The organism is Frondihabitans australicus (assembly GCF_003634555.1).
Taxonomy (GTDB): Bacteria; Actinomycetota; Actinomycetes; order Actinomycetales; family Microbacteriaceae; genus Frondihabitans; species Frondihabitans australicus.
In genome coordinates this window covers 890,517-909,205 of sequence record NZ_RBKS01000001.1, presented here as the reverse complement: position 1 = coordinate 909,205, position 18,689 = coordinate 890,517, and the positions used below count along the sequence as shown (strand labels likewise).

The following is an 18,689-nucleotide window of genomic DNA, read 5'->3' as shown; positions in this document are numbered from 1 at the left end:
CTCCGCCGGGCCCGAATTATGGAACGATGTGTCTAGGCGCGTTACCGACGCCTGACTCTCGACCTCTCTTGGACACGAATGGACCTCTTCGCCCAGGAGCGCGATCGCCTCCTGCGGACGACCACGCGCTTCCTCGGAATCGCCTGCACGGTCGTGTCACTCGTGTCGATCAGCTACCCGGGGGTGACGGGTCTGCCGCGTCAGGGCGCCATCGCCCTGTTCAGCCTTCTGATGATCGTCTTCCTCATCATGGTGGGCCGAAGTGGAAGGCTCCTGTGGGTTGTCCTGGGAATGGCTTCGGGTCTCGGCGCCGGCGCCATCGCCCTCCTCCCCGGCCACGTCGACGGGCCGCTCGCCACCGCGGTCATCCCCCTCGTCGGCGGCTCGATCGCCTCCTTCGCCCTCCTCCTCTCCTCCACCACGCGTCGCGTCGTCCTCGCGATCATCGCCGCCGTCCTCGTCGTCGCGATGGTCATCGTGGGCATGCACTCGGTCTTCACCGTGCAGGTCGCCGCGGTCCTCCTCGGCTGGGTCCTCTGCTTCGTCGCCGGCTTCTGGATCGGCAACAGCGTCCCTCGGGCCGCCCGCCGCATCTACTCCATCGGCAACGCCCACCGCGCCGAGCGGCAGGCGTCCGAGACCGAGGCGCAGCGCCGTCAGGGCGCCCGGCTCCTGCACGACACGGTCCTCGCCACGCTGACGCTGCTCGCCCACTCGGGGTTCGGGGTGACGCCGGATGCGCTGAGAGCTCAGGCGGCAGAGGATGCGCGGCTCCTGCGCCATCTGCGCCTCGGATCGACCCCGCAGCCGCAGCAGGCCGGCAACTACAACCTCGAGACGGCCGAGGAGAGCCCGCTCGGGCAGACCCTCGAGTCGGTCAAGCAGCGCTTCGGGCGCATGGGCCTTGAGGTGTCGTGGCACGGCACCGGCCAGGTGCTGCTGCCGTCGCACGTGCTCGACGCGTTCCTGCTCGCCCTCGCGGAGTGCCTCGAGAACGTCCGACGCCACGCCGGCGTGACCGAGGCGCACGTCACGATCATCCACGACGACGCCATGGTCCGCGCCATGGTCACCGACGCCGGCGTCGGGTTCGAGCTCGACGGCGTCAGCGAGGAGCGCCTCGGGTTCAAGGAGAGCGTCGTCAACCGCCTCCGCGACGTCGGCGGCAGCGCCCGCCTGTTCTCCGCCCCCGGCGCGGGCACCACCGTCGTCCTGGAGGCACCGCGATGAGCAGCAGTTCCGGCCTCGACGAGAACACCCTCGGCGTCCCGCGCCACCGACGCGCCGCTCGCGGCCTCCCGACCTCCTCGACAGGAGCCCGGTCGCTCCGCCAGGCGCAGCAGGCCGGCGCGACGCTCGGCACCGGGTACCTCGGCATGGGCGCCGCCGCCGTGGCCGCCGTGCAGGCGATCTACAGCCTCATCTTCTTCCTCGTCCACCTGTCGGTGTACCCCGTGGCGGCTCCCGCGATCATCGCCTGGCTGATCTACCTCGCCACGTTCATCGGCGTCGTCACCCTCGTCGCGATCCAGGGCGAGCGCCTCACCGCCACCGTGATGATCGGCGTCTGCGTCGCGCTCGCGATCGTCGTCGGCCTCGACTTCGTGGCGATCTGGCCGCTCCACAATGTCGGCGCCTACGCCACCGCGAGCATCACCGTGGGCTTCGGGCTCCTGCCGCTCGTCACCCTCCGGCCGGCCTGCGAGCTGATCATCTGCCTCAGCGTCCTGTTCGTCGCCTTCGTCGTCGCCGTCGTCCTCACGACGCCCATCACCGCGAAGACGTTCCCGCAGCAGGTGTCGATGATCGGCATCGCGATCCTCCCCGCGCTCATCGCGATCTACCTCGTGCAGCGCTTCCGGCGCATGATCCAGATCGAGCTCGACCGCGTGCTCGTCCAGTCGACCGTGACCCAGCCGCGCCTCGCGGTCGGCATGCTCGCCAGCGACGAGCTCGCCCGCCTCGACCTCGCCGCCGAGAAGCTCCTCGACGGCGTCGCGACAGGCGACGTCCCGCTCCCCCTCGAGCCGCAGGTCGCGTCGACCGCCGCGTCGCTCGCGACCGAGCTGCGCCTGCACCTCATCGAAGGGCGCCGCGAGACCTGGCTGTACCACGCGGTCACCGAGTCCGAGTACCTCGGGCGCGCCGTCAAGCTCTCCGACCCGTCGAGCCTCGCGGGGCTCCTGGCGCCCGAACAGCGCGACGGTCTGCTTCAGGCCGTGTGGCTGCTGCTCGGCGACCGTCGCACGCGTGCCGCCGGCGTGAGCGTGACCCTGACCCTCGGCCCGATCACCCAGTCGAACTCCATCGCGTCGCTCGCCGGTCGCACGGTCGAGGTGCCGATCGACGTCTCGACGACCGGCATCCGCCGCAACCGGGTGACTCCGCCGACGTGGAGCGCGCTGCAGCGCGTGGGCGACTTCCAGACCTCCACCCAGAGCGGAAGTCTGCGGCTCGCCATCAGATGCACGGTCGAAAACCCTGCAGACACCTAAGATTTCGTCAACACTGTGCTTCACCTCATCTTCAGTGAAAGAGAGAACATCCGTGCCTGATTCCGACGGCCGTATTCGCCTCGCCCTCGTCGACGACCACAAGATGCTGCTCGGCGCGCTCAGCGAGTGGATCCGCGGCGCCGCCAGCGACATCTCCATGGTCGCCGCGGTCGCGTCGTGGCCCGAGCTGCTCACGCACCCGGAGTTCCCCGTCGACGTCGTGCTGCTCGACCTCGACCTCAAGGACAACCTGCCGATCTCGCTCAAGATCTCGACCCTCAAGACCGCCGGCGTCAAGACGGTGCTCATGTCGACGTACTCCGAGCCCAACGTCGTGCGCGAGGCCCTCGCCGCAGGCGCGCTCGGCTACCTCGTCAAAAGCGAGGACGCCGAGATGATCGTCGAGGCCATCCGCACCGCCTCCAACGGCGAGTCGTACATCTCGGCCGAGCTCGACCTCGCGCTCAACGCCGCCGAGGTGGGCGGCGTGCCGAAGCTCTCCGCCCAGGAGCGCCGCGTCATGGCCCTCTACGGCGGTGGCGAGCCGGTCAAGGCCGTCGCCTACCAGCTCGGCATCTCGGAGGAGACCGCGAAGAGCTACCTCAAGCGCATCCGCGAGAAGTACCGCGTCGCCGGCTTCGACGTGGGCACCAAGGTGGCCCTGCGGAAGCGCGCGATCCAGGACGGCATCCTTCTGCAGACGGACGACGCCGCGCCCTCCGCCGGCTTCTAGCCCCTCCGCTGTCCCCTGCGGCTCTCTCGCCGCGACAAAACGCGACACCCGCGACGCCCGACAGCGTCGCAGGTGTCGCGTTTTGTCGCATCAGGCCACGATCGGGCCCGTCCCACCGGGAGGGGTCAGAGCCCGGCGATCGGCACCGGCTGCGTCGCAGGAGTCGCCCCCGTGAGCCCGTCACGCCGGGTCGACCGCCTCTGCGCCGCGAAGCTGATCGCCGTCAGCGCGATCCCGAACAGCGCGAGCACGAACCCGACCCAGGCCGGGGCGCCCGCGCCGAGGCCGGCCGCGATGACCACGCCGCCGAGGAAGGCGCCGAGGCTGTTGCCGATGTTGAACGCCGAGTGGTTGAGTGCCGCCGCGATCACCTGCGAGTCGCCCGCGACGACCATGAGCCGCGTCTGGATCGCCGGGCTGATCATCGACGAGAACGTGCCGAGCAGGAACGCGAAGACGAAGATCCCGGCGATGGCGTGGGAGGTCAGCGCGTAGCCGGCCAGGGCGACCAGGAGGCCCGTGAAGCCGACGACGAGCGTCTTCCCGATGCTCTTGTCGCTGCCCCAGCCCCCGAGGAGGTTGCCGACGGTCATGCCGAGGCCGATGCCGACGAGGACGAACGGGACCACCGCCTCCGGCGCCCCCGCCCCCTGCGTGACCGCGGTCGAGACGTAGCTGTCGACGGCGAAGAACCCGCCGAAGCCGATCGCTCCGACGCCCATGACGAGCCACACCTGCGGCTTGCCGAAGGCGCTCAGCTCGCGCTTGATCGAGGCGCCCTCGGCGGCGGGCTGGTGCGGCAGCGCGATCGCCACGGCGATGAAGGTGAGGGCGAAGATCGTGGCGACGACCCCGTAGGCCACGCGCCAGCCGGCCGCCTGCCCGAGAGCGGTGATGAGGGGCACGCCGACGACGTTCGAGATCGTGAGTCCCGCCATGACGAACGCGACGCCCTTGCCGCGATTGCCCGGCCCCATGAGGTTCGCCGCGGCGAGCGACGCGATGCCGAAGTAGGCGCCGTGCGGCAGCCCGGCGACGAAGCGGGCGAGCACGACGAGGCCGAAGGTCGGCAGCACGGCGGACGCGACGCTGCCCACGACGAACGCGGCGAGCAGCATCAGCAGCAGCTTCTTCCGCGGCATGCGCGAGGTGGTCGCCGCGATCGTGGGCGCACCGATGACGACGCCGAGCGCGTACGCCGAGATGAGGATGCCCGCGTGCGCCGTGGCGTCCTCCGCCGAGGCCGCGTACGCCGTCGGAAGCAGCTGGTGGGCGATGTTCGGCAGCAGCCCCATGGCGACGAACTCGGTCGCGCCGATGCCGAAGCCGCCCATCGCGAGAGACAGCAGCGCGAGCCGGCGGCGCGTGGCGGAGAGAGGGGCGGGTGCGAGCGATGACACGGGCGGGCCTTCGAGACGGGTGCGGTGGGGAGCGGGTCGGCTCGCCATCGAGTCCGTCGGGCGCGTGCCCGTCCTCCCATGCTAGGGCCGCCGGGCCCTTGTCACGACAAGCGAGGCACCGTTTTGCCGCCGAGGGCAACAAATCGGGTCGCAGGATCGGGAAGCCCGATCAGCCCTCGCCGCTCTCCCCGTCGAGAGCCTGCTCGAGCCGCGCCACCTTGCCGTCGATCTCGCCCGTGTGCCCGGGGCGGATGTCGGCCTTGAGCACGAGCGACACCCGGCGGCCGAAGGGCGCGACGGCCTCGGTCGCGGCCTTGACGACGGCCATGACGTCGTCCCACTCCCCCTCGATCTCGGTGAACATCGACGTGGTGCGGTTCGGGAGCCCGGAGTCGCGCACGACCTTGACGGCCGCCGCGACCGCCGTGTGCACGGAGTCGGGCTCCGAGCCCGCGGCCGGGCCGCCGGACGGGGAGACGCTGAACGCTACGAGCATGGGTTCATCCTGTCACGGGCTCGTCGGCCTCGTGCCGCGCGCCGGTCGGTACGGCGACGCGGTCGATCGCGGGCGCGCCGACGTGCCACAGACGCACGACCGCGAAGCCGAGGAGGGCGACGACGAGGGCGTTCCGGACGGTGATGACGGCGACGATCCAGAGCTGACCGGCCACGAGGGGGTCGTAGGCCCACGGGTAGATCACCTGGGTCAGGGCCGCGATCACGAGCGCCAGGCGGGCGGGGACGACGAACGACCCGCCACCCCGGCGGGCCAGCAGGAGCCCGAGGATGACCGGCGCCGCGATCCAGGTCTGGTACTGCGGCGAGCCGACCTTGTTCGTCACGATGAACGCCGCGGTGAAGGCCAGGGCGAGCGGCGCCAGCACGTGCACCGGCCGTGCGCCGCCACGGACGGCGCGGACGCCGAGCACCGCGACCCCCAGCATCGCCACGCCCATGATCGGCGTCATGGCGCGCGCCGCAGCCACAGCCCCCGGGCCACTGACCTGGTACGTGAGCAGCAGCCAGTCGAACGCGGTCGTCGTGCCCGGCACGTGCAGGGCCTCCTGCCACAGCCACCAGGTCGTCACGGGCGCCTCGATCTGCAGGGCGCGGCCGGTCTGCTGGCCGACGAACGACAGGACCACCGAGGTCGAGCCGCCGAGAAGGAGGACGGCGAGCACGGTCGCGAGGCTGACGCCGACGAGGCCGATCGCCACGCGGATCCTGCGACCCACCGCGACGAGGAGGGCCAGTGCGAGGGCGGCGGGCCAGACCTTGATCCAGGTGGCCAGGCCGACGAGCACCCCGGCGACGACGGGGCGGCGAACGGCGTAGAGCAGGCCGACGATCGCCAGCGGCACGCTCACCGAGTCGAGACGACCCAGGGCGATGGGCCCCAGGAGCAGCAGGAAGGCCAGCCACCAGTAGCCCACCTCGCGACGAGACGTGCCGCCCCGGGTGACGAACGCGATCGCCGCCGCGTCGAGGAGGGTGACCAGTGCCAGCCATGTCGTCGTGTAGTGGGCGAGACCGAGCCCGGCCGCGGCAAGCATGGGCAGGAGCGCCGCCGAGGGGTAGACCCAGTCGAGCGTCACGCCGACCCATCCCGACCCGTGGAGGCCGGCGTCGACCCAGTCGTAGTAGACCTGGCTCACGTCGTTCAGCGGCGTGTGCGGTGCGACGCCCTCGAGCACCCAGAGACACAGGTGCACCCCGACGAAGGCCGCCCAGAACAGGGCGATCGGGCTCCGGGGCGCGGGCTGGGCTCGGCCCGGGGCTGTCGTCACGCTGACACGCTACCGGCCCCGGCCACGAGTTCGGCGATGCAGCCCGGCACGGCCGCGACGAGGCCGAGCACCGTGAGAGGCCCACCGCCGGACGCCCGGGAGGCCGCCAGGCCGTGGACGACGGCGGCCGTGGCGGCGAGGGCCGGCAGGGCCGCCGGATCCTGCGCCACCTGATCGGCGTGCGTGGCGACGAGGGCGCCGAGGATCCCGCCGAGCGCGTCACCGGCGCCGGCGGTGGCGAGCCACGAGGGAGCGCTCGAGGCCACGAAGCGGCTGCCGTCCGGCCCCGCCACGAAAGTGTGATGCCCCTTGAGCAGCACGGTCGCGCCCCACTGCTCGGCGACCTCGGCCGCGGCGCGCGCAGGATCCGAGGCGATCTCGTCCACGGTCTTCCCCGTGGCTCGTGCCAGCTCGCGGAAGTGCGGCGTCACGACGACCGGCGCACTTGTCTGCTCGCGCAGCGAGAGGGCACCGGCGTCGAGCACCAGCGGCACACCCGACTCCGCCGCCTCGGCAAACCGGTTCGCGGTCACGCCGTCGAGCGTCGCCGGGTCGATGCCCGAGCCGAGCAGCCAGGCCTGCACGCGCCCAGGGCTTGTCACGGCCTCCGGTCGCCGGTGGAGGACGAAGTCGGCGGCGCGCGAGGGCCCGAGGTAGCGCAGCATGCCGACGCCGGTGTGCAGGGCCGCCTCGACTCCGAGGACGGCCGCGCCCGGGTACTGATCGGACCCCGTGACGACCCCCAGCACGCCGCGGCTGTACTTGTCGTCGTCGACCTTCGGAACGGCGATCCAGCGCGCGGCGTCGGCGGGCCCGAAGGGGGTGTACGTCTCGGTCATGCCCTCGACAGTATCCGCGCCGCCCCCCGAGCGGGCCCAAGCAGCCGCTAGCGTGGCCACATGACCTCGAACCCCGTCGCACCGCTGTCGCTGCCCGGCAAGACCGTCGTCTTCGACTACGGCGAGGTGATCAGCCGGACGCCGGCCGACTCGGTTCGCGACCGTCTCCTCGCCCTGGCGGGCGCGACCGACATCGACGCGTTCTGGGCGAGCTACGGCCGCCACCGCCACGCCCTCGACGGCGGATCCCTGTCGGTCGTCGACTACTGGCGCACCCTCGCCTCCGAGAACGGCCTCGACCTGTCCATCACCCGCATCCACGAGCTCTGGGCGATCGACTTCCCCGCCTGGATCGACCCCGAGCCCGGCACGGTCGACGTCATCGCGGCCCTGCACGAGGGCGGCACGCCTCTCGCGATCCTGTCGAACGCCGGCTTCGACTACGCCTCGCCGCTCCGGTTCTCCCCCGTCGGCTCGCTCTTCGACCACGTCTACGTCAGCGCCGAGATGTACGACCTCAAGCCGAACGCCTCGATCTACCGCACCGTCCTCGACGAGCTCGGCATCGAGCCGTCCGCCATGGTCTTCATCGACAACAAGGCCGAGAACATCGAGGGGGCGCAGGAGCTCGGCATCACCGGCCACGTGTTCACGTCGCCGGCCGGGCTCGAGTCGTTCCTCCGGGGTCTCGCGGCTCCTGCGCCCTCGGTCTGAGCCCTGGCCCGCCGCCCGGGAATGCACGCGGGCGACGACTGTTGTCTTGAACATGACGTCTGCCCTCTTCGCCCCCATCACCCTGCGCGGCACCGAGTTCCGCAACCGCCTCTGGGTTCCGGCCATGTGCCAGTACTCCGTCGAGAAGCGCGACGGCGTGCCCACCACGTGGCACCTGGTGCATCTCGGCTCGTTCGCCCGGGGCGGCGCCGGAGCCATCATCACCGAGGCGACCGCCGTCGTGCCGGAGGGCCGCATCTCGCCGAACGACCTGGGGATCTGGAACGACGAGCAGCGCGACGCGTACCGCCCGATCGTCGACTTCGTGCACGCCGAGGGATCGAAGATCGGCGTCCAGCTGGCGCACGCCGGCCGCAAGGCGTCGACCGCCCGCACCTGGGACCCTCAGGTCGGCACGCTCTCGGAGGCCGAGCACGGCTGGCCCGTCGTCGGCCCGTCGCCGATCGCGTTCGACGGCCTCGACACGCCTCGCGAGCTCACGGCCGCCGAGGTGGAGGGCGTCGTCCAGGCGTTCGTCGACGCTGCCGTCCGCTCGCAGCAGGCCGGCTTCGACTTCGTCGAGCTGCACGCCGCCCACGGCTACCTCATGCACCAGTTCCTGTCACCGCTCAGCAACGAGCGCACCGACCAGTACGGCGGGTCGCTCGAGAACCGCGCCCGCATCGTGATCGACGCCGTGAAGGGCATCCGCGCCGCCACCGGCGAGGGCTTCCCGATCGTCGTCCGCTTCTCGGCGACCGACTGGGTCGACGGCGGCTGGGACGAGGCGTCGACCGCGCAGGTCGCGGCCTGGGCGCAGGATGCGGGTGCCGACCTCTTCGACATCTCCTCCGGCGGCATCGCGGCGAAGGCCGAGATCCCCGTGGGCCTCGGCTACCAGGTGCCGCTCGCCGCGACCGTGAAGCGCGACGGCGACGTCGAGACCGGCGCCGTGGGGCTCATCATCGGGGCGCAGCAGGCCGAGGAGATCGTGGCGACGGGCGAGTCAGACGTCGTGTTCGTCGGCCGCGAGTTCCTCCGCGACCCGCACTTCGCCCTGCGAGCCGCCTTCGAGCTCGGCGTCGACCTGCCGTACTACCCGCAGCAATACCACCGCGCCCCCTTCCACTCGTGAGCGACGCCCCGGCGGGCAATCTGCGGCGTTGTCGTCCTCGCGATGGCTCCGCCATGGCTGCGTCCTCCGCCTTGCATTTCACCCGTCGGGACGCCGCTCACCGTGAATCTCGGGGCTAGGCGCGGCGGGTGGCGTCCTGGACCTCGCCGATGAGCTCCTCGAGGATGTCCTCGAGGAAGAGCACGCCGCGCGTGGCGCCGGTCGCGTCGAACGACCGCGCCACGTGCACGCCCGCGCGACGCATCGTCGCCAGGGCGTCCTCCAGCTCGGTCCCCTCGAAGATCGAGATGAGCTGTCGGATCCGCTTCGGCGGCACCGGCTCGCGGAACTCCGCCTCGTCGAGGTCGATGACGTCCTTCAGGTGCAGGTAGCCGGTCGGCTCTCCTCGCCCGTCGACGAGCACGTACCGCGAGAACCCCTTGCGGGCGACGGCCTTCTCGACGTCGGCGGGCGTGGCCGAGTCGGGCAGCGTCACCAGCGAGTCCATCGTCAGCGCGACGTCGGCCACGGTCTTCTCGGTGAACTCGAACGCGGCCCGCAGGGTGCCCGTCGTGTCCAGGAGGACGCCCTCGCGCTGCGACTGCGCGACGATCGTCTGCACCTCCTCGACCGTGAACGCGCTCGTCGCCTCGTTCTTTGGCGTGACGCCGAACGCCTTGACCACCGCGTTCGTCAGCCAGTTGAGCGTCACGATGACGACGCGGAAGATGCGCGCAACGAACACCAGCGGCGGCGCGAGGAGAAGCGCCGCGCGGTCGGGCACCGAGAAGGAGAGGTTCTTCGGCACCATCTCGCCGAACACGACGTGGAGGAACGACACCACGACCAGCGTGATGATGAAGCCGACGGTGTCGACGAGTCCGTCCGTGAGACCGGTGAGGTGCAGCGGGCCCTCCAGCAGGTGGTGGATCGCCGGCTCGGAGACGTTGAGGATCAGCAGCGAGCACACGGTGATGCCGAGCTGGCTCGTCGCCAGCATGAGCGTCGCGTGCTCCATCGCGTAAAGGGTCGTCTGCGCCGAGCGGTTGCCGGACTCCGCCTTCGGCTCGATCGACGAGCGGCGCGCGGAGATGACGGCGAACTCGGCACCCACGAAGAAGGCGTTGCCGAGCAGGAGGACGATCAGCCAGATGATGCCGAGCCAGTCGCTCACGAGCGGACCTCCCCGGCTCCTGCGCCCTGGGCGTCGGCCGACGGCACCGGGCCGCTCTCGAGATCGGCGCGCGGAGTGAACCGCACCCGGTCGATGCGCCGCCCCTCGAGCCGCTCGACGCGGAACTCGCCCTCGTCGGTCGACACGACGTCGCCGACGACCGGCAGACGGCCGAGCATCGCCATGAGGTAGCCGCCCACGGTCTCATACGGACCGTCGTCGGGCACGCGCACGTTCGCGCGCTCCCAGAGCTCGTCGGGTCGCAGGAGCCCGGGGAACGTCAGCCAGCCACGCGACCTCACCACGTCGACGCGCGTGCGGTCGTGTTCGTCCGACACCTCGCCGACGAGCTCCTCGATGAGGTCTTCGAGCGTGACCACGCCTGCCGTGCCGCCGTACTCGTCGACGACGACGGCCATCTGGTAGCCCTTGCCGCGCACCTCGCCGAGGAGCGAGTCGAGCTTCATCGTCTCGGGCACCCGGATCGCGTCGGTCTGCAGCGCCGACACCGGCACCTGGTCGCGCTTCTTCCGCGGCACCGACACGGCCTGCTTCACATGGACGAGGCCGACGATGTCGTCGATGTCGTCGTCGGTGACCGGGAACCGGGAGTAGCCCGTGCGACGCGCCGCCTCGAGGACGGCGGACGCCGGGTCGGTGCGGGCGACGCTCGTCACCCGCGGCCGCGGTGTCATGACGTCGGAGGCGGTGTGGTCGCTGAAGACGAGGGTGCGGGCGAGCAGCGTCGCCGTGTCGAGGTCGAGGCTGCCCTCGAAGGCGCTGCGGCGCACGAGCGACGACAGCTCTTCGGCGGTGCGAGCACCCGACAGCTCCTCCTTGGGCTCGATGCCGATGGAGCGCAGCACGACGTTCGCCGTGCCGTTCAGCAGGGCGACGGCCGGGCGGAACACCGCGGTGAACCCCACCTGGAACGGCATGACGAGCCGCGCGGTCGCGAGCGGCAGGGCGAGCGCGAAGTTCTTCGGCACGAGCTCGCCGATGATCATCGAGAGAAGCGTCGCGATGACGATCGACAGGATCGGCGCGACCACGTCGACCACCGCGAGATCGCCGCCGAACGAGCGGAACGGGTCCTCGAGGAGGGTCGCGATCGCCGGCTCCATCGTGAAACCGGTGAGCAGGGTCGTCAGCGTGATGCCCAGCTGCGCGCTCGAGAGGTGGGTCGAGGTGACCTTGAGGGCGCCGATCGTGACGCCGAGGCGCTTCTCGCCGCGCTCCTGCCGGGCCTCGAGGTCGGCGCGGTCGAGGTTCACGAGCGAGAACTCGCTGGCGACGAAGAAGCCGGTGCCGACGGTGAGCACGAGACCGATGGCGAGCAGGATCCACTCGTTCATCGGCGGGACCTCCGCTTCGGCGGGAGGGATCGTGTCGTGTAGTCGACACGGGTGGGCGAGACAGGTTTATGGTGGGGGTCGTCCATCGTCCCGCCATTCTACGGAACGGCGACCGCGGCTGACCGAGAAAACGCCGAACCGCCGGGCGTCACCACGACACCGGCAGCGGCTTCCCCTCCTCGTACCCGGCGGCGGACTGGATGCCGACGAGCGCGCGATCCGAGAACTCGGCCAGCGACCTGGCCCCGGCGTACGTGAGCGACGACCTCACGCCCGACGTGATCATGTCGAGGAGGTCCTCCACGCTCGGCCGCAGCGGGTCGAGGTGGATCTTCGACGACGAGATCCCCTCGGCGAACAGCGTCTTCCGCGCCAGCTCGTACGGGTCGAGCCGCTCGAACCTCGACCGGACCGCCTTGGTGGACGCCATGCCCCAGCTCTCCTTGTAGACGGCGCCCGCAGGATCCGACACCAGCTCGCCCGGGGCTTCGATCGTCCCCGCGAACCACGACCCGATCATGACACTCGCCGCGCCGGCGGCCAGCGCGAGCGCGACGTCGCGCGGGTAGCGGACGCCGCCGTCGGCCCACACGTGCGCCCCGAGCGCCCGCGCGGCGTCGGCGGTCTCGAGCACGGCGGAGAACTGCGGCCTCCCGACGGCCGTCATCATGCGCGTCGTGCACATGGCGCCCGGGCCGACGCCAACCTTGACGATCGTCGCGCCGGCGTGGACGAGGTGCCGCACGGCGTCGGCGGTGACGACGTTGCCGGCGACGATCGGGATCCCGAGACCGAGCGAGGCCACGGTCGAGATGGCGCGGAGCATCCCCTCCTGGTGGCCGTGCGCCGTGTCGAGGACGAGGACGTCGACCCCGGCCGACACGAGCGCCTTCGCCTTCGAGGCGACGTCGCCGTTGATGCCGACGGCGGCCGCCACGACGAGCCGGCCGTCGCGGTCGAGCGCGGGCCGGTAGAGCGTCGAGCGGAGCGCGCCCTTCCGGCTCAGCGTGCCGACCACGTGGCCCTGGTGCAGGACCGGGGCGAAGTCGAGGTCCGCGGCCACCAGGAGGTCGAAGGCCGCGCGGGGTCCGTCGATGTCGTCGGCGTCGAGCGAGGTCAGCGGCCCGTGCAGGAGGTCGCCGAGGAGCGCGTCCCGGGGTGCCGTGGCGAGCCGCTGCGCGGGAAGGCAGCCGACGAACCCGCCGTTCGCCTCGTGCAGCACGATGCCCTGCCCCTCGACGGCCGGAAGGCGGGTGAGGGCCTGCTCGACGGTGTCGGAGGGGGCCATCGCGTACGGGGTGTCGAAGACGACGGGCTGGTCTTTGACCCACCGGATGGCGGCGTCGAGATCCTGCAGGTGCATGTCCTGCGGCAGGACGCCGAGACCGCCGCGGCGGGCGAGCGTCGCCGCGAGGCGCGGGCCGGTCACCGAGTTCATGTTCGCCGACACGATGGGGATCGATGCTCCGGTGCCGTCGCCCGTGTCGAGCGATACGTCCAGCCGCGACGTGACGCCCGAGCGGCTCGGGACGAGGAACACGTCGGAGTACGTCAGATCGTGCGTCGGAGTCGTCTCGTAGTACCTCATGAGCCCCAACCTATTCCCGCCGCGAACTGGGTGAAGCGCCGAGAGACCTCCGCCCATCACTCGGTGTCGAACGATTAGTCTTGACATGTCGGCTCGCGGGCGGGCCGGCCCTGATCAACAATCAACGGAGAGTGGGCGATCGGCTGTGTCAAGCCACGTGACCGGGACGACCGACAAGGGTTCCGACGAGTTCGGTGCCAATGAATGGCTCGTCGACGAGCAGTACGAGAAGTGGGTCGTCGACAAGAACTCCGTCGACCAGTCCTGGTGGCCCATTCTCGAGAACTACAAGCCCGCCGACGACACGCCCGCGGCACCCGCCCAGGCCGCGGCAGCCGCGGCTCCTGCGCCCTCCGCCGCCCCGGCGTCGGTGCCCGCGCCGGTCACCGCCTCCACCCCGGTCGTCGCCGCCCGCACGACCTCGGTGCAGCCGAAGGAGAAGCCGATCCCGGCGGAGGCGCCGCAGACGGCTCCGAAGAAGGGCGAAGAGCCGCAGGCCGAGGCCGAGAACGTCGTCCAGCCGCTGCGCGGCATGTCGAAGAGCCTCGCCACCAACATGGACGCCAGCCTCACGGTCCCCACCGCCACCAGCGTCCGCACCGTCCCGGCGAAGCTGATGATCGACAACCGCATCGTCATCAACAACCACCTCCGCCGCACGCGCGGCGGCAAGGTGTCGTTCACGCACCTCATCGGCTGGGCGCTCGTCCAGGCGCTCAAGCAGTTCCCGAGCCAGAACGTCTACTACGACGTGGTCGACGACAAGCCCTCCGTCGTCACCCCTGCCCATATCAACCTCGGCCTCGCCATCGACATCCCGAAGCCCGACGGCACTCGCGCGCTCCTGGTACCCGGCATCAAGAAGGCCGAGACGATGAGCTTCGCGCAGTTCGTCGCCGCCTACGAGGACATCGTCAAGCGCGCCCGCGGCAACAAGCTCACCGCCGACGACTTCGCCGGCAACACGATCTCGCTCACGAACCCCGGCGGCATCGGCACGGTCCACAGCGTGCCGCGGCTCATGAAGGGCGCGGGCTCGATCATCGGCGCGGGCGCGCTGGAGTACCCGGCCGAGTTCCAGGGCTCCTCCCCCAAGACGCTGGTCGAGCTGGGCATCGGCAAGACGATCACGCTGACCTCGACCTACGACCACCGCGTCATCCAGGGCGCGGGCTCGGGCGAGTTCCTGAAGATCGTGCACGAGCTGCTGATCGGCGAGCAGGGCTTCTACGAGGGCATCTTCTCCGCCCTCCGCATCCCCTACGTGCCCATCAAGTGGACCCCCGACATCAACGTCAACCTGTCCGAGCGCGTCGGCAAGACCTCGCGGGTGCAAGAGCTCATCAACAGCTTCCGCGTACGCGGCCACCTCATGGCCGACATCGACCCGCTCGAGTACCGCCAGCGGATCCACCCCGACCTCGAGATCGAGCGTCACGGTCTCACCTTCTGGGACCTCGACCGCGAGTTCGTGACCGGCGGCTTCGGCGGCAAGTCCGCGATGCTGCTGCGCGACATCCTCGGCGTCCTGCGCGACTCGTACTGCCGCACGATCGGCATCGAGTACATGCACATCCAGGACCCGGAGCAGCGCCGCTGGGTGCAGGAGCACGTCGAGGTCCCCTACCAGAAGCCCGGCCACGACGAGCAGATGCGGATCCTGGGCAAGCTCAACGAGGCGGAGGCGTTCGAGACCTTCCTGCAGACGAAGTACGTCGGCCAGAAGCGCTTCAGCCTCGAGGGCGGCGAGTCGGCGATCTCGCTGCTCGACACGATCATCCAGGACGCCGCGACCGCGGGCCTGCAGGAGGTCGCCATTGGCATGGCCCACCGCGGCCGCCTCAACGTCCTCACCAACATCGCCGGCAAGACCTACGGGCAGATCTTCCGCGAGTTCGAGGGCACGCAAGACCCAAAGACCGTCCAGGGCTCCGGCGACGTCAAGTACCACCTCGGCACCGAGGGCGAGTTCACCTCGGCCGACGGCTCGACGATCCCCGTCTACATCGCCGCCAACCCCTCGCACCTCGAGGCCGGCGACGGAGTGCTCGAGGGCATCGTCCGCGCCAAGCAGGACCGCGGTGTGCCGCTCGCCTTCTCGGTGCTGCCGATCCTCGTGCACGGCGACGCCGCCATGGCCGGCCAGGGCGTGGTCGTCGAGACGATGCAGATGTCGCAGCTGCGCGGCTACCGCGTCGGCGGCACGATCCACATCGTCATCAACAACCAGGTCGGCTTCACCACGTCGCCGAGCGAGGGGCGCTCGTCGATCTACTCGACCGACGTCGCGAAGACGATCCAGGCGCCGATCTTCCACGTGAACGGCGACGACCCCGAGGCCGTCGCCCGCGTCGCCGAGCTCGCGTTCGCCTACCGGCAGGAGTTCAAGCGCGACGTGGTCATCGACCTCGTCTGCTACCGCCGCCGCGGTCACAACGAGGGCGACGACCCGTCGATGACCCAGCCGCTGATGTACTCGCTGATCGACGCGAAGCGCAGTGTCCGCACCCTCTACACCGAAGCTCTCGTCGGCCGCGGCGACATCACCGACGAAGAGTACGAGCAGGCGCACCGCGACTTCCAGGACCGCCTCGAGCGTGCGTTCGCCGAGACGCACGCCGCGCAGACCGGGTCGATCCCGATCATCACCGAGGACGGCGGCGCCGTCGCCGACCTCGAGCGCCCGGCTGCCCAGCAGGACGACGCCGCGACCGGCACCTCGTTCGACACCGCCGTCGACGTCTCGGTCATCGAGTCGATCGGCGACGCGTTCGACAATCCGCCCGCAGGCTTCACGGTGCACCCGAAGCTGCAGCAGCTGCTCAAGAAGCGCGCGGAGATGAGCCGCTCGGGCGGTATCGACTGGGCGTACGGCGAGCTCCTGGCCCTCGGCTCGGTTCTCATCGAGGGCACGCCGGTGCGGTTCGCCGGCCAGGACTCCCGTCGAGGCACCTTCGTGCAGCGCCACGCCGTGCTCCACGACAAGGAGAACGGCCAGGAGTGGATCCCGCTCCAGAACGTCACCGACAACCAGGCGAAGCTGTGGATCTACGACTCGCTGCTCAGCGAGTTCGCGGCGATGGGCTTCGAATACGGCTACTCGGTCGAGCGGGCCGACGCCCTCGTGCTCTGGGAGGCCCAGTTCGGCGACTTCGCCAACGGCGCCCAGACGATCATCGACGAGTTCGTGTCGAGCGCCGAGCAGAAGTGGGGTCAGCGGTCGAGCGTCGTGCTGCTGCTCCCCCACGGCTACGAGGGCCAGGGGCCCGACCACTCGTCGGCTCGCATCGAGCGCTACCTGCAGCTGTGCGCCGAGAACAACATGACCGTCGCCCGCCCGTCGACCCCGGCCTCGTACTTCCACCTGCTGCGCCGCCAGGCGTACGCGAGGCCGCGCAAGCCGCTGATCGTCTTCAGCCCGAAGGCGATGCTGCGCCTGCGCGGCGCGACGAGCGATGTGGCCGAGTTCACCTCCGGCCGGTTCGAGCCGGTGATCGACGACGCACGGATCACCAACCCCGAGGCGGTCACCCGCGTGGTCCTGCACTCCGGCAAGATCCACTACGACCTCCTCGGCGAGATCGAGAAGCGCGGCGTCGCCGACCGTGTGGCGCTCGTGCGCATCGAGCAGCTGTACCCGCTCGAGGCCGGCGACATCACCCGCATCACCGACCGCTACCCCAACGCGCAGCTCGTCTGGGCGCAGGAAGAGCCCGAGAACCAGGGCGCCTGGCCGTTCATGGCGCTCGAGCTCGCGCCGAAGCTCGGCCGACCGCTCGCGGTCGCGTCGCGTCCGGCGTCGGCGTCGCCGGCCAACGGGTCGTCGAAGCGCAGCGCCGGCGAGCTCGCCGCCCTGCTCGACCGCGCCCTCGGCTAGCGAGCCACCGACCCACGGCGAAGGCCGCCACCCCTCGGGGTGGCGGCCTTCTCGTTCGTGCGGGGTCGAGGGCGGGGGCTAGGCCATCTTCGTGTAGGCGCTGCCGGCCGCGTGGTAGCCGCGCTTCTGGTAGAAGCGGTGGGCGTTCTCTCGCGCCGCGGCCGAGACCGCTGCGAGCGACGCCGCGTCGTGCGACCGCGCCCACGCCTCGAAGTGCGACAGCAGCTGCGAGCCGAGCCCCTCGCGGCGGGCGTCCTCACGGACCACGAGCAGCATCAGCTGGGCTGCGGGGCGGTCGGCGTTGTAGGCCCAGAGCACGTGCCCGCCGGCGACGGCCGAGATCCTGCCGCCCTCGTCGCGGACCACCCAGGTCTCATAGCCCGCCGCGCTGTCGAGGTGGCCGAGTCGCGCGGCCAGCCGCTCGGCGTCGACGCTGTAGCCCAGCAGCTCGATGAGGTGCACGAGATCGACGAGGTCATCAGGCGTCGCTTCGCCGAGCGACTCCACGGTGGCGGTCATGCCCCGACGCTACAGCACGTCACGACGGTGTGACGTCACGCGCAGGGCGCAGGATCCGAGACCCGCACGGGCCGCCCGACCTCGCGATCAGCCGTGGCTCGCCTGCAGGTCGCGCAGCCGCGCCAGGACCTGGACACGGAGCTCCTCCGGAGCGGTCTCGCGGCACGCCCGCTGGACGGTCTCGGTCATGACGACGTTGACGTGGAACTCGCTGGAGCAGTCGGCGCACCCGGCCATGTGCTCGCGGATGTCGCTCGCGTCGTCGCGCGCGAGCTCGTTGTGGAGGTACTCCACCAGCTCGGCCTTCGCCTTGTCGCAGCCGCAGTCGGTCATTTCTTGCTGCCTTTCGTGGAAGGTTCTGGCACGGCGATCCCGCGATCGCGTGCGTAGTCACCGAGCAGGTCGCGCAGCAGGCGCCGCCCTCGGTGGAGTCGGCTCATGACGGTGCCGACGGGGGTCTTCATGATGTCGGCGATCTCCTGGTACGAGAAGCCCTCGACATCGGCGAGGTAGACGGCCAGCCGGAAGTCTTCCGGCACCTTCTGCAGCGCCTCCTTGACGGCGGAGTCGGGCAGGTGGTCGATGGCCTCCGCCTCGGCGGACCGCGACGTCGTGGTGAGCGTCGCCGACGTGGCGCCGCCCATCTGCCAGTCCTCGAGCTCGTCGATGGTGCCCTGGTACGGGTCGCGCTGCTTCTTGCGGTAGTTGTTGATGAACGTGTTGGTCAGGATCCGATACAGCCACGCCTTGAGGTTGGTCCCCTGGGTGAACTGCCCGAACGCCGCGAACGCCTTGACGTAGGTCTCCTGCACGAGGTCCGCCGCGTCGGCGGGGTTGCGCGTCATGCGCATGCCGGCGGCGTAGAGCTGGTCCATGAACGGCAGCGCCTGCTCTTCGAAGAGCGCTCGCACGTCGGCCGTCGACGGGACGGCCTCCAGGGCGCTCTCGACGGCCTCGGTCTCGCTCTCGCTCGACTCGGCGCTGGTGGACTCGGCCGACGCACGGGTGGCGCCCTCGGAAGTGCTCATCAGCGCCGATTCTAGTTCGGCGATGCTCGGGGCACGCGTTGCGGTGACAGTTGCCACGGTTCCTCC

Annotated in this window: 16 protein-coding genes; 6 read left to right on the top strand and 10 right to left on the bottom strand. The window is 70.7% G+C overall.

Translation table 11 applies throughout. From position 1 onward, the window contains the following. Window positions 1-78 precede the first annotated feature (78 nt). Genes C8E83_RS04175 through C8E83_RS04165 form a run of 3 tightly spaced genes read left to right on the top strand, consistent with a single transcriptional unit; the run spans window position 79 to window position 3,228 of the window. On the top strand, window positions 79-1,230 hold the full coding sequence (locus tag C8E83_RS04175; RefSeq protein ID WP_121368578.1) for a sensor histidine kinase: 1,152 nt from the start codon (window positions 79-81) through the stop codon (window positions 1,228-1,230). Continuing rightward, the gene (locus C8E83_RS04170; RefSeq protein WP_121368577.1) at window positions 1,227-2,495 is read left to right on the top strand and encodes a hypothetical protein; all 1,269 of its coding nucleotides are present in this window, start codon (window positions 1,227-1,229) and stop codon (window positions 2,493-2,495) included. Before C8E83_RS04175 ends, C8E83_RS04170 begins: the two co-directional genes overlap by 4 nt. A gap of 52 nt (window positions 2,496-2,547) precedes the next feature. Beyond that, window positions 2,548-3,228, top strand: a complete 681-nt coding sequence (locus tag C8E83_RS04165) for a response regulator transcription factor (protein WP_281270793.1) — start codon at window positions 2,548-2,550, stop codon at window positions 3,226-3,228. Window positions 3,229-3,353: 125 nt separating this feature from the next. Here C8E83_RS04165 and C8E83_RS04160 read toward each other — a convergent pair whose 3' ends face one another. The 4 genes from C8E83_RS04160 to C8E83_RS04145 all read right to left on the bottom strand — a co-directional run bounded on the left by C8E83_RS04160 (window position 3,354) and on the right by C8E83_RS04145 (window position 7,254). Further along, window positions 3,354-4,562: an MFS transporter gene (locus tag C8E83_RS04160; RefSeq protein ID WP_245981877.1), complete on the bottom strand. Its 1,209-nt coding sequence runs from the start codon at window positions 4,560-4,562 to the stop codon at window positions 3,354-3,356. A gap of 235 nt (window positions 4,563-4,797) precedes the next feature. Beyond that, window positions 4,798-5,124, bottom strand: coding sequence for a thiamine-binding protein (locus C8E83_RS04155; protein ID WP_121368575.1), 327 nt, complete (start codon window positions 5,122-5,124; stop codon window positions 4,798-4,800). A 4-nt stretch (window positions 5,125-5,128) separates the two neighbouring features. After that, window positions 5,129-6,415 carry a glycosyltransferase 87 family protein gene (locus C8E83_RS04150; RefSeq protein WP_121368574.1) on the bottom strand — a complete coding sequence of 429 codons (1,287 nt, stop codon included), beginning with the start codon at window positions 6,413-6,415 and terminating at the stop codon, window positions 5,129-5,131. Beyond that, window positions 6,412-7,254, bottom strand: coding sequence for an ADP-dependent NAD(P)H-hydrate dehydratase (locus tag C8E83_RS04145; protein WP_121368573.1), 843 nt, complete (start codon window positions 7,252-7,254; stop codon window positions 6,412-6,414). Before C8E83_RS04145 ends, C8E83_RS04150 begins: the two co-directional genes overlap by 4 nt. A gap of 60 nt (window positions 7,255-7,314) precedes the next feature. On the opposite strand from C8E83_RS04145, the gene C8E83_RS04140 reads away from it, so the two are divergent. Then, window positions 7,315-7,968: an HAD family hydrolase gene (locus C8E83_RS04140; protein ID WP_121368572.1), complete on the top strand. Its 654-nt coding sequence runs from the start codon at window positions 7,315-7,317 to the stop codon at window positions 7,966-7,968. A 52-nt stretch (window positions 7,969-8,020) separates the two neighbouring features. Then, window positions 8,021-9,103 (top strand): NADH:flavin oxidoreductase/NADH oxidase, encoded by a 1,083-nt coding sequence (locus C8E83_RS04135; RefSeq protein WP_121368571.1) that lies wholly within the window; start codon window positions 8,021-8,023, stop codon window positions 9,101-9,103. 115 nt (window positions 9,104-9,218) lie between these two features. Here C8E83_RS04135 and C8E83_RS04130 read toward each other — a convergent pair whose 3' ends face one another. The 3 genes from C8E83_RS04130 to guaB1 all read right to left on the bottom strand — a co-directional run bounded on the left by C8E83_RS04130 (window position 9,219) and on the right by guaB1 (window position 13,199). After that, window positions 9,219-10,256 (bottom strand): hemolysin family protein, encoded by a 1,038-nt coding sequence (locus C8E83_RS04130; protein ID WP_121368570.1) that lies wholly within the window; start codon window positions 10,254-10,256, stop codon window positions 9,219-9,221. Next, window positions 10,253-11,611 carry a hemolysin family protein gene (locus C8E83_RS04125; RefSeq protein WP_121368569.1) on the bottom strand — a complete coding sequence of 453 codons (1,359 nt, stop codon included), beginning with the start codon at window positions 11,609-11,611 and terminating at the stop codon, window positions 10,253-10,255. The genes C8E83_RS04130 and C8E83_RS04125 overlap by 4 nt, the downstream gene beginning before the upstream one ends. 148 nt (window positions 11,612-11,759) lie before the next feature. After that, window positions 11,760-13,199 (bottom strand): GMP reductase, encoded by a 1,440-nt coding sequence (guaB1, locus tag C8E83_RS04120; RefSeq protein ID WP_121368568.1) that lies wholly within the window; start codon window positions 13,197-13,199, stop codon window positions 11,760-11,762. A gap of 145 nt (window positions 13,200-13,344) precedes the next feature. Between guaB1 and C8E83_RS04115 the strand changes: the two genes are divergently transcribed. After that, window positions 13,345-17,076, top strand: coding sequence for a multifunctional oxoglutarate decarboxylase/oxoglutarate dehydrogenase thiamine pyrophosphate-binding subunit/dihydrolipoyllysine-residue succinyltransferase subunit (locus C8E83_RS04115; RefSeq protein WP_245981400.1), 3,732 nt, complete (start codon window positions 13,345-13,347; stop codon window positions 17,074-17,076). Window positions 17,077-17,154: 78 nt separating this feature from the next. On the opposite strand, the gene C8E83_RS04110 is transcribed toward C8E83_RS04115, so the two are convergent. The 3 genes from C8E83_RS04110 to C8E83_RS04100 form a co-directional block, all read right to left on the bottom strand. Further along, window positions 17,155-17,595: a GNAT family N-acetyltransferase gene (locus C8E83_RS04110; protein WP_121368566.1), complete on the bottom strand. Its 441-nt coding sequence runs from the start codon at window positions 17,593-17,595 to the stop codon at window positions 17,155-17,157. Between the two features lie 87 nt (window positions 17,596-17,682). Further along, window positions 17,683-17,928, bottom strand: a complete 246-nt coding sequence (locus C8E83_RS04105; RefSeq protein ID WP_121368565.1) for a zf-HC2 domain-containing protein — start codon at window positions 17,926-17,928, stop codon at window positions 17,683-17,685. Continuing rightward, complete coding sequence (locus C8E83_RS04100) at window positions 17,925-18,623, bottom strand: sigma-70 family RNA polymerase sigma factor (protein WP_121368564.1); 699 nt, start codon at window positions 18,621-18,623, stop codon at window positions 17,925-17,927. Before C8E83_RS04100 ends, C8E83_RS04105 begins: the two co-directional genes overlap by 4 nt. Window positions 18,624-18,689: the final 66 nt, after the last annotated feature.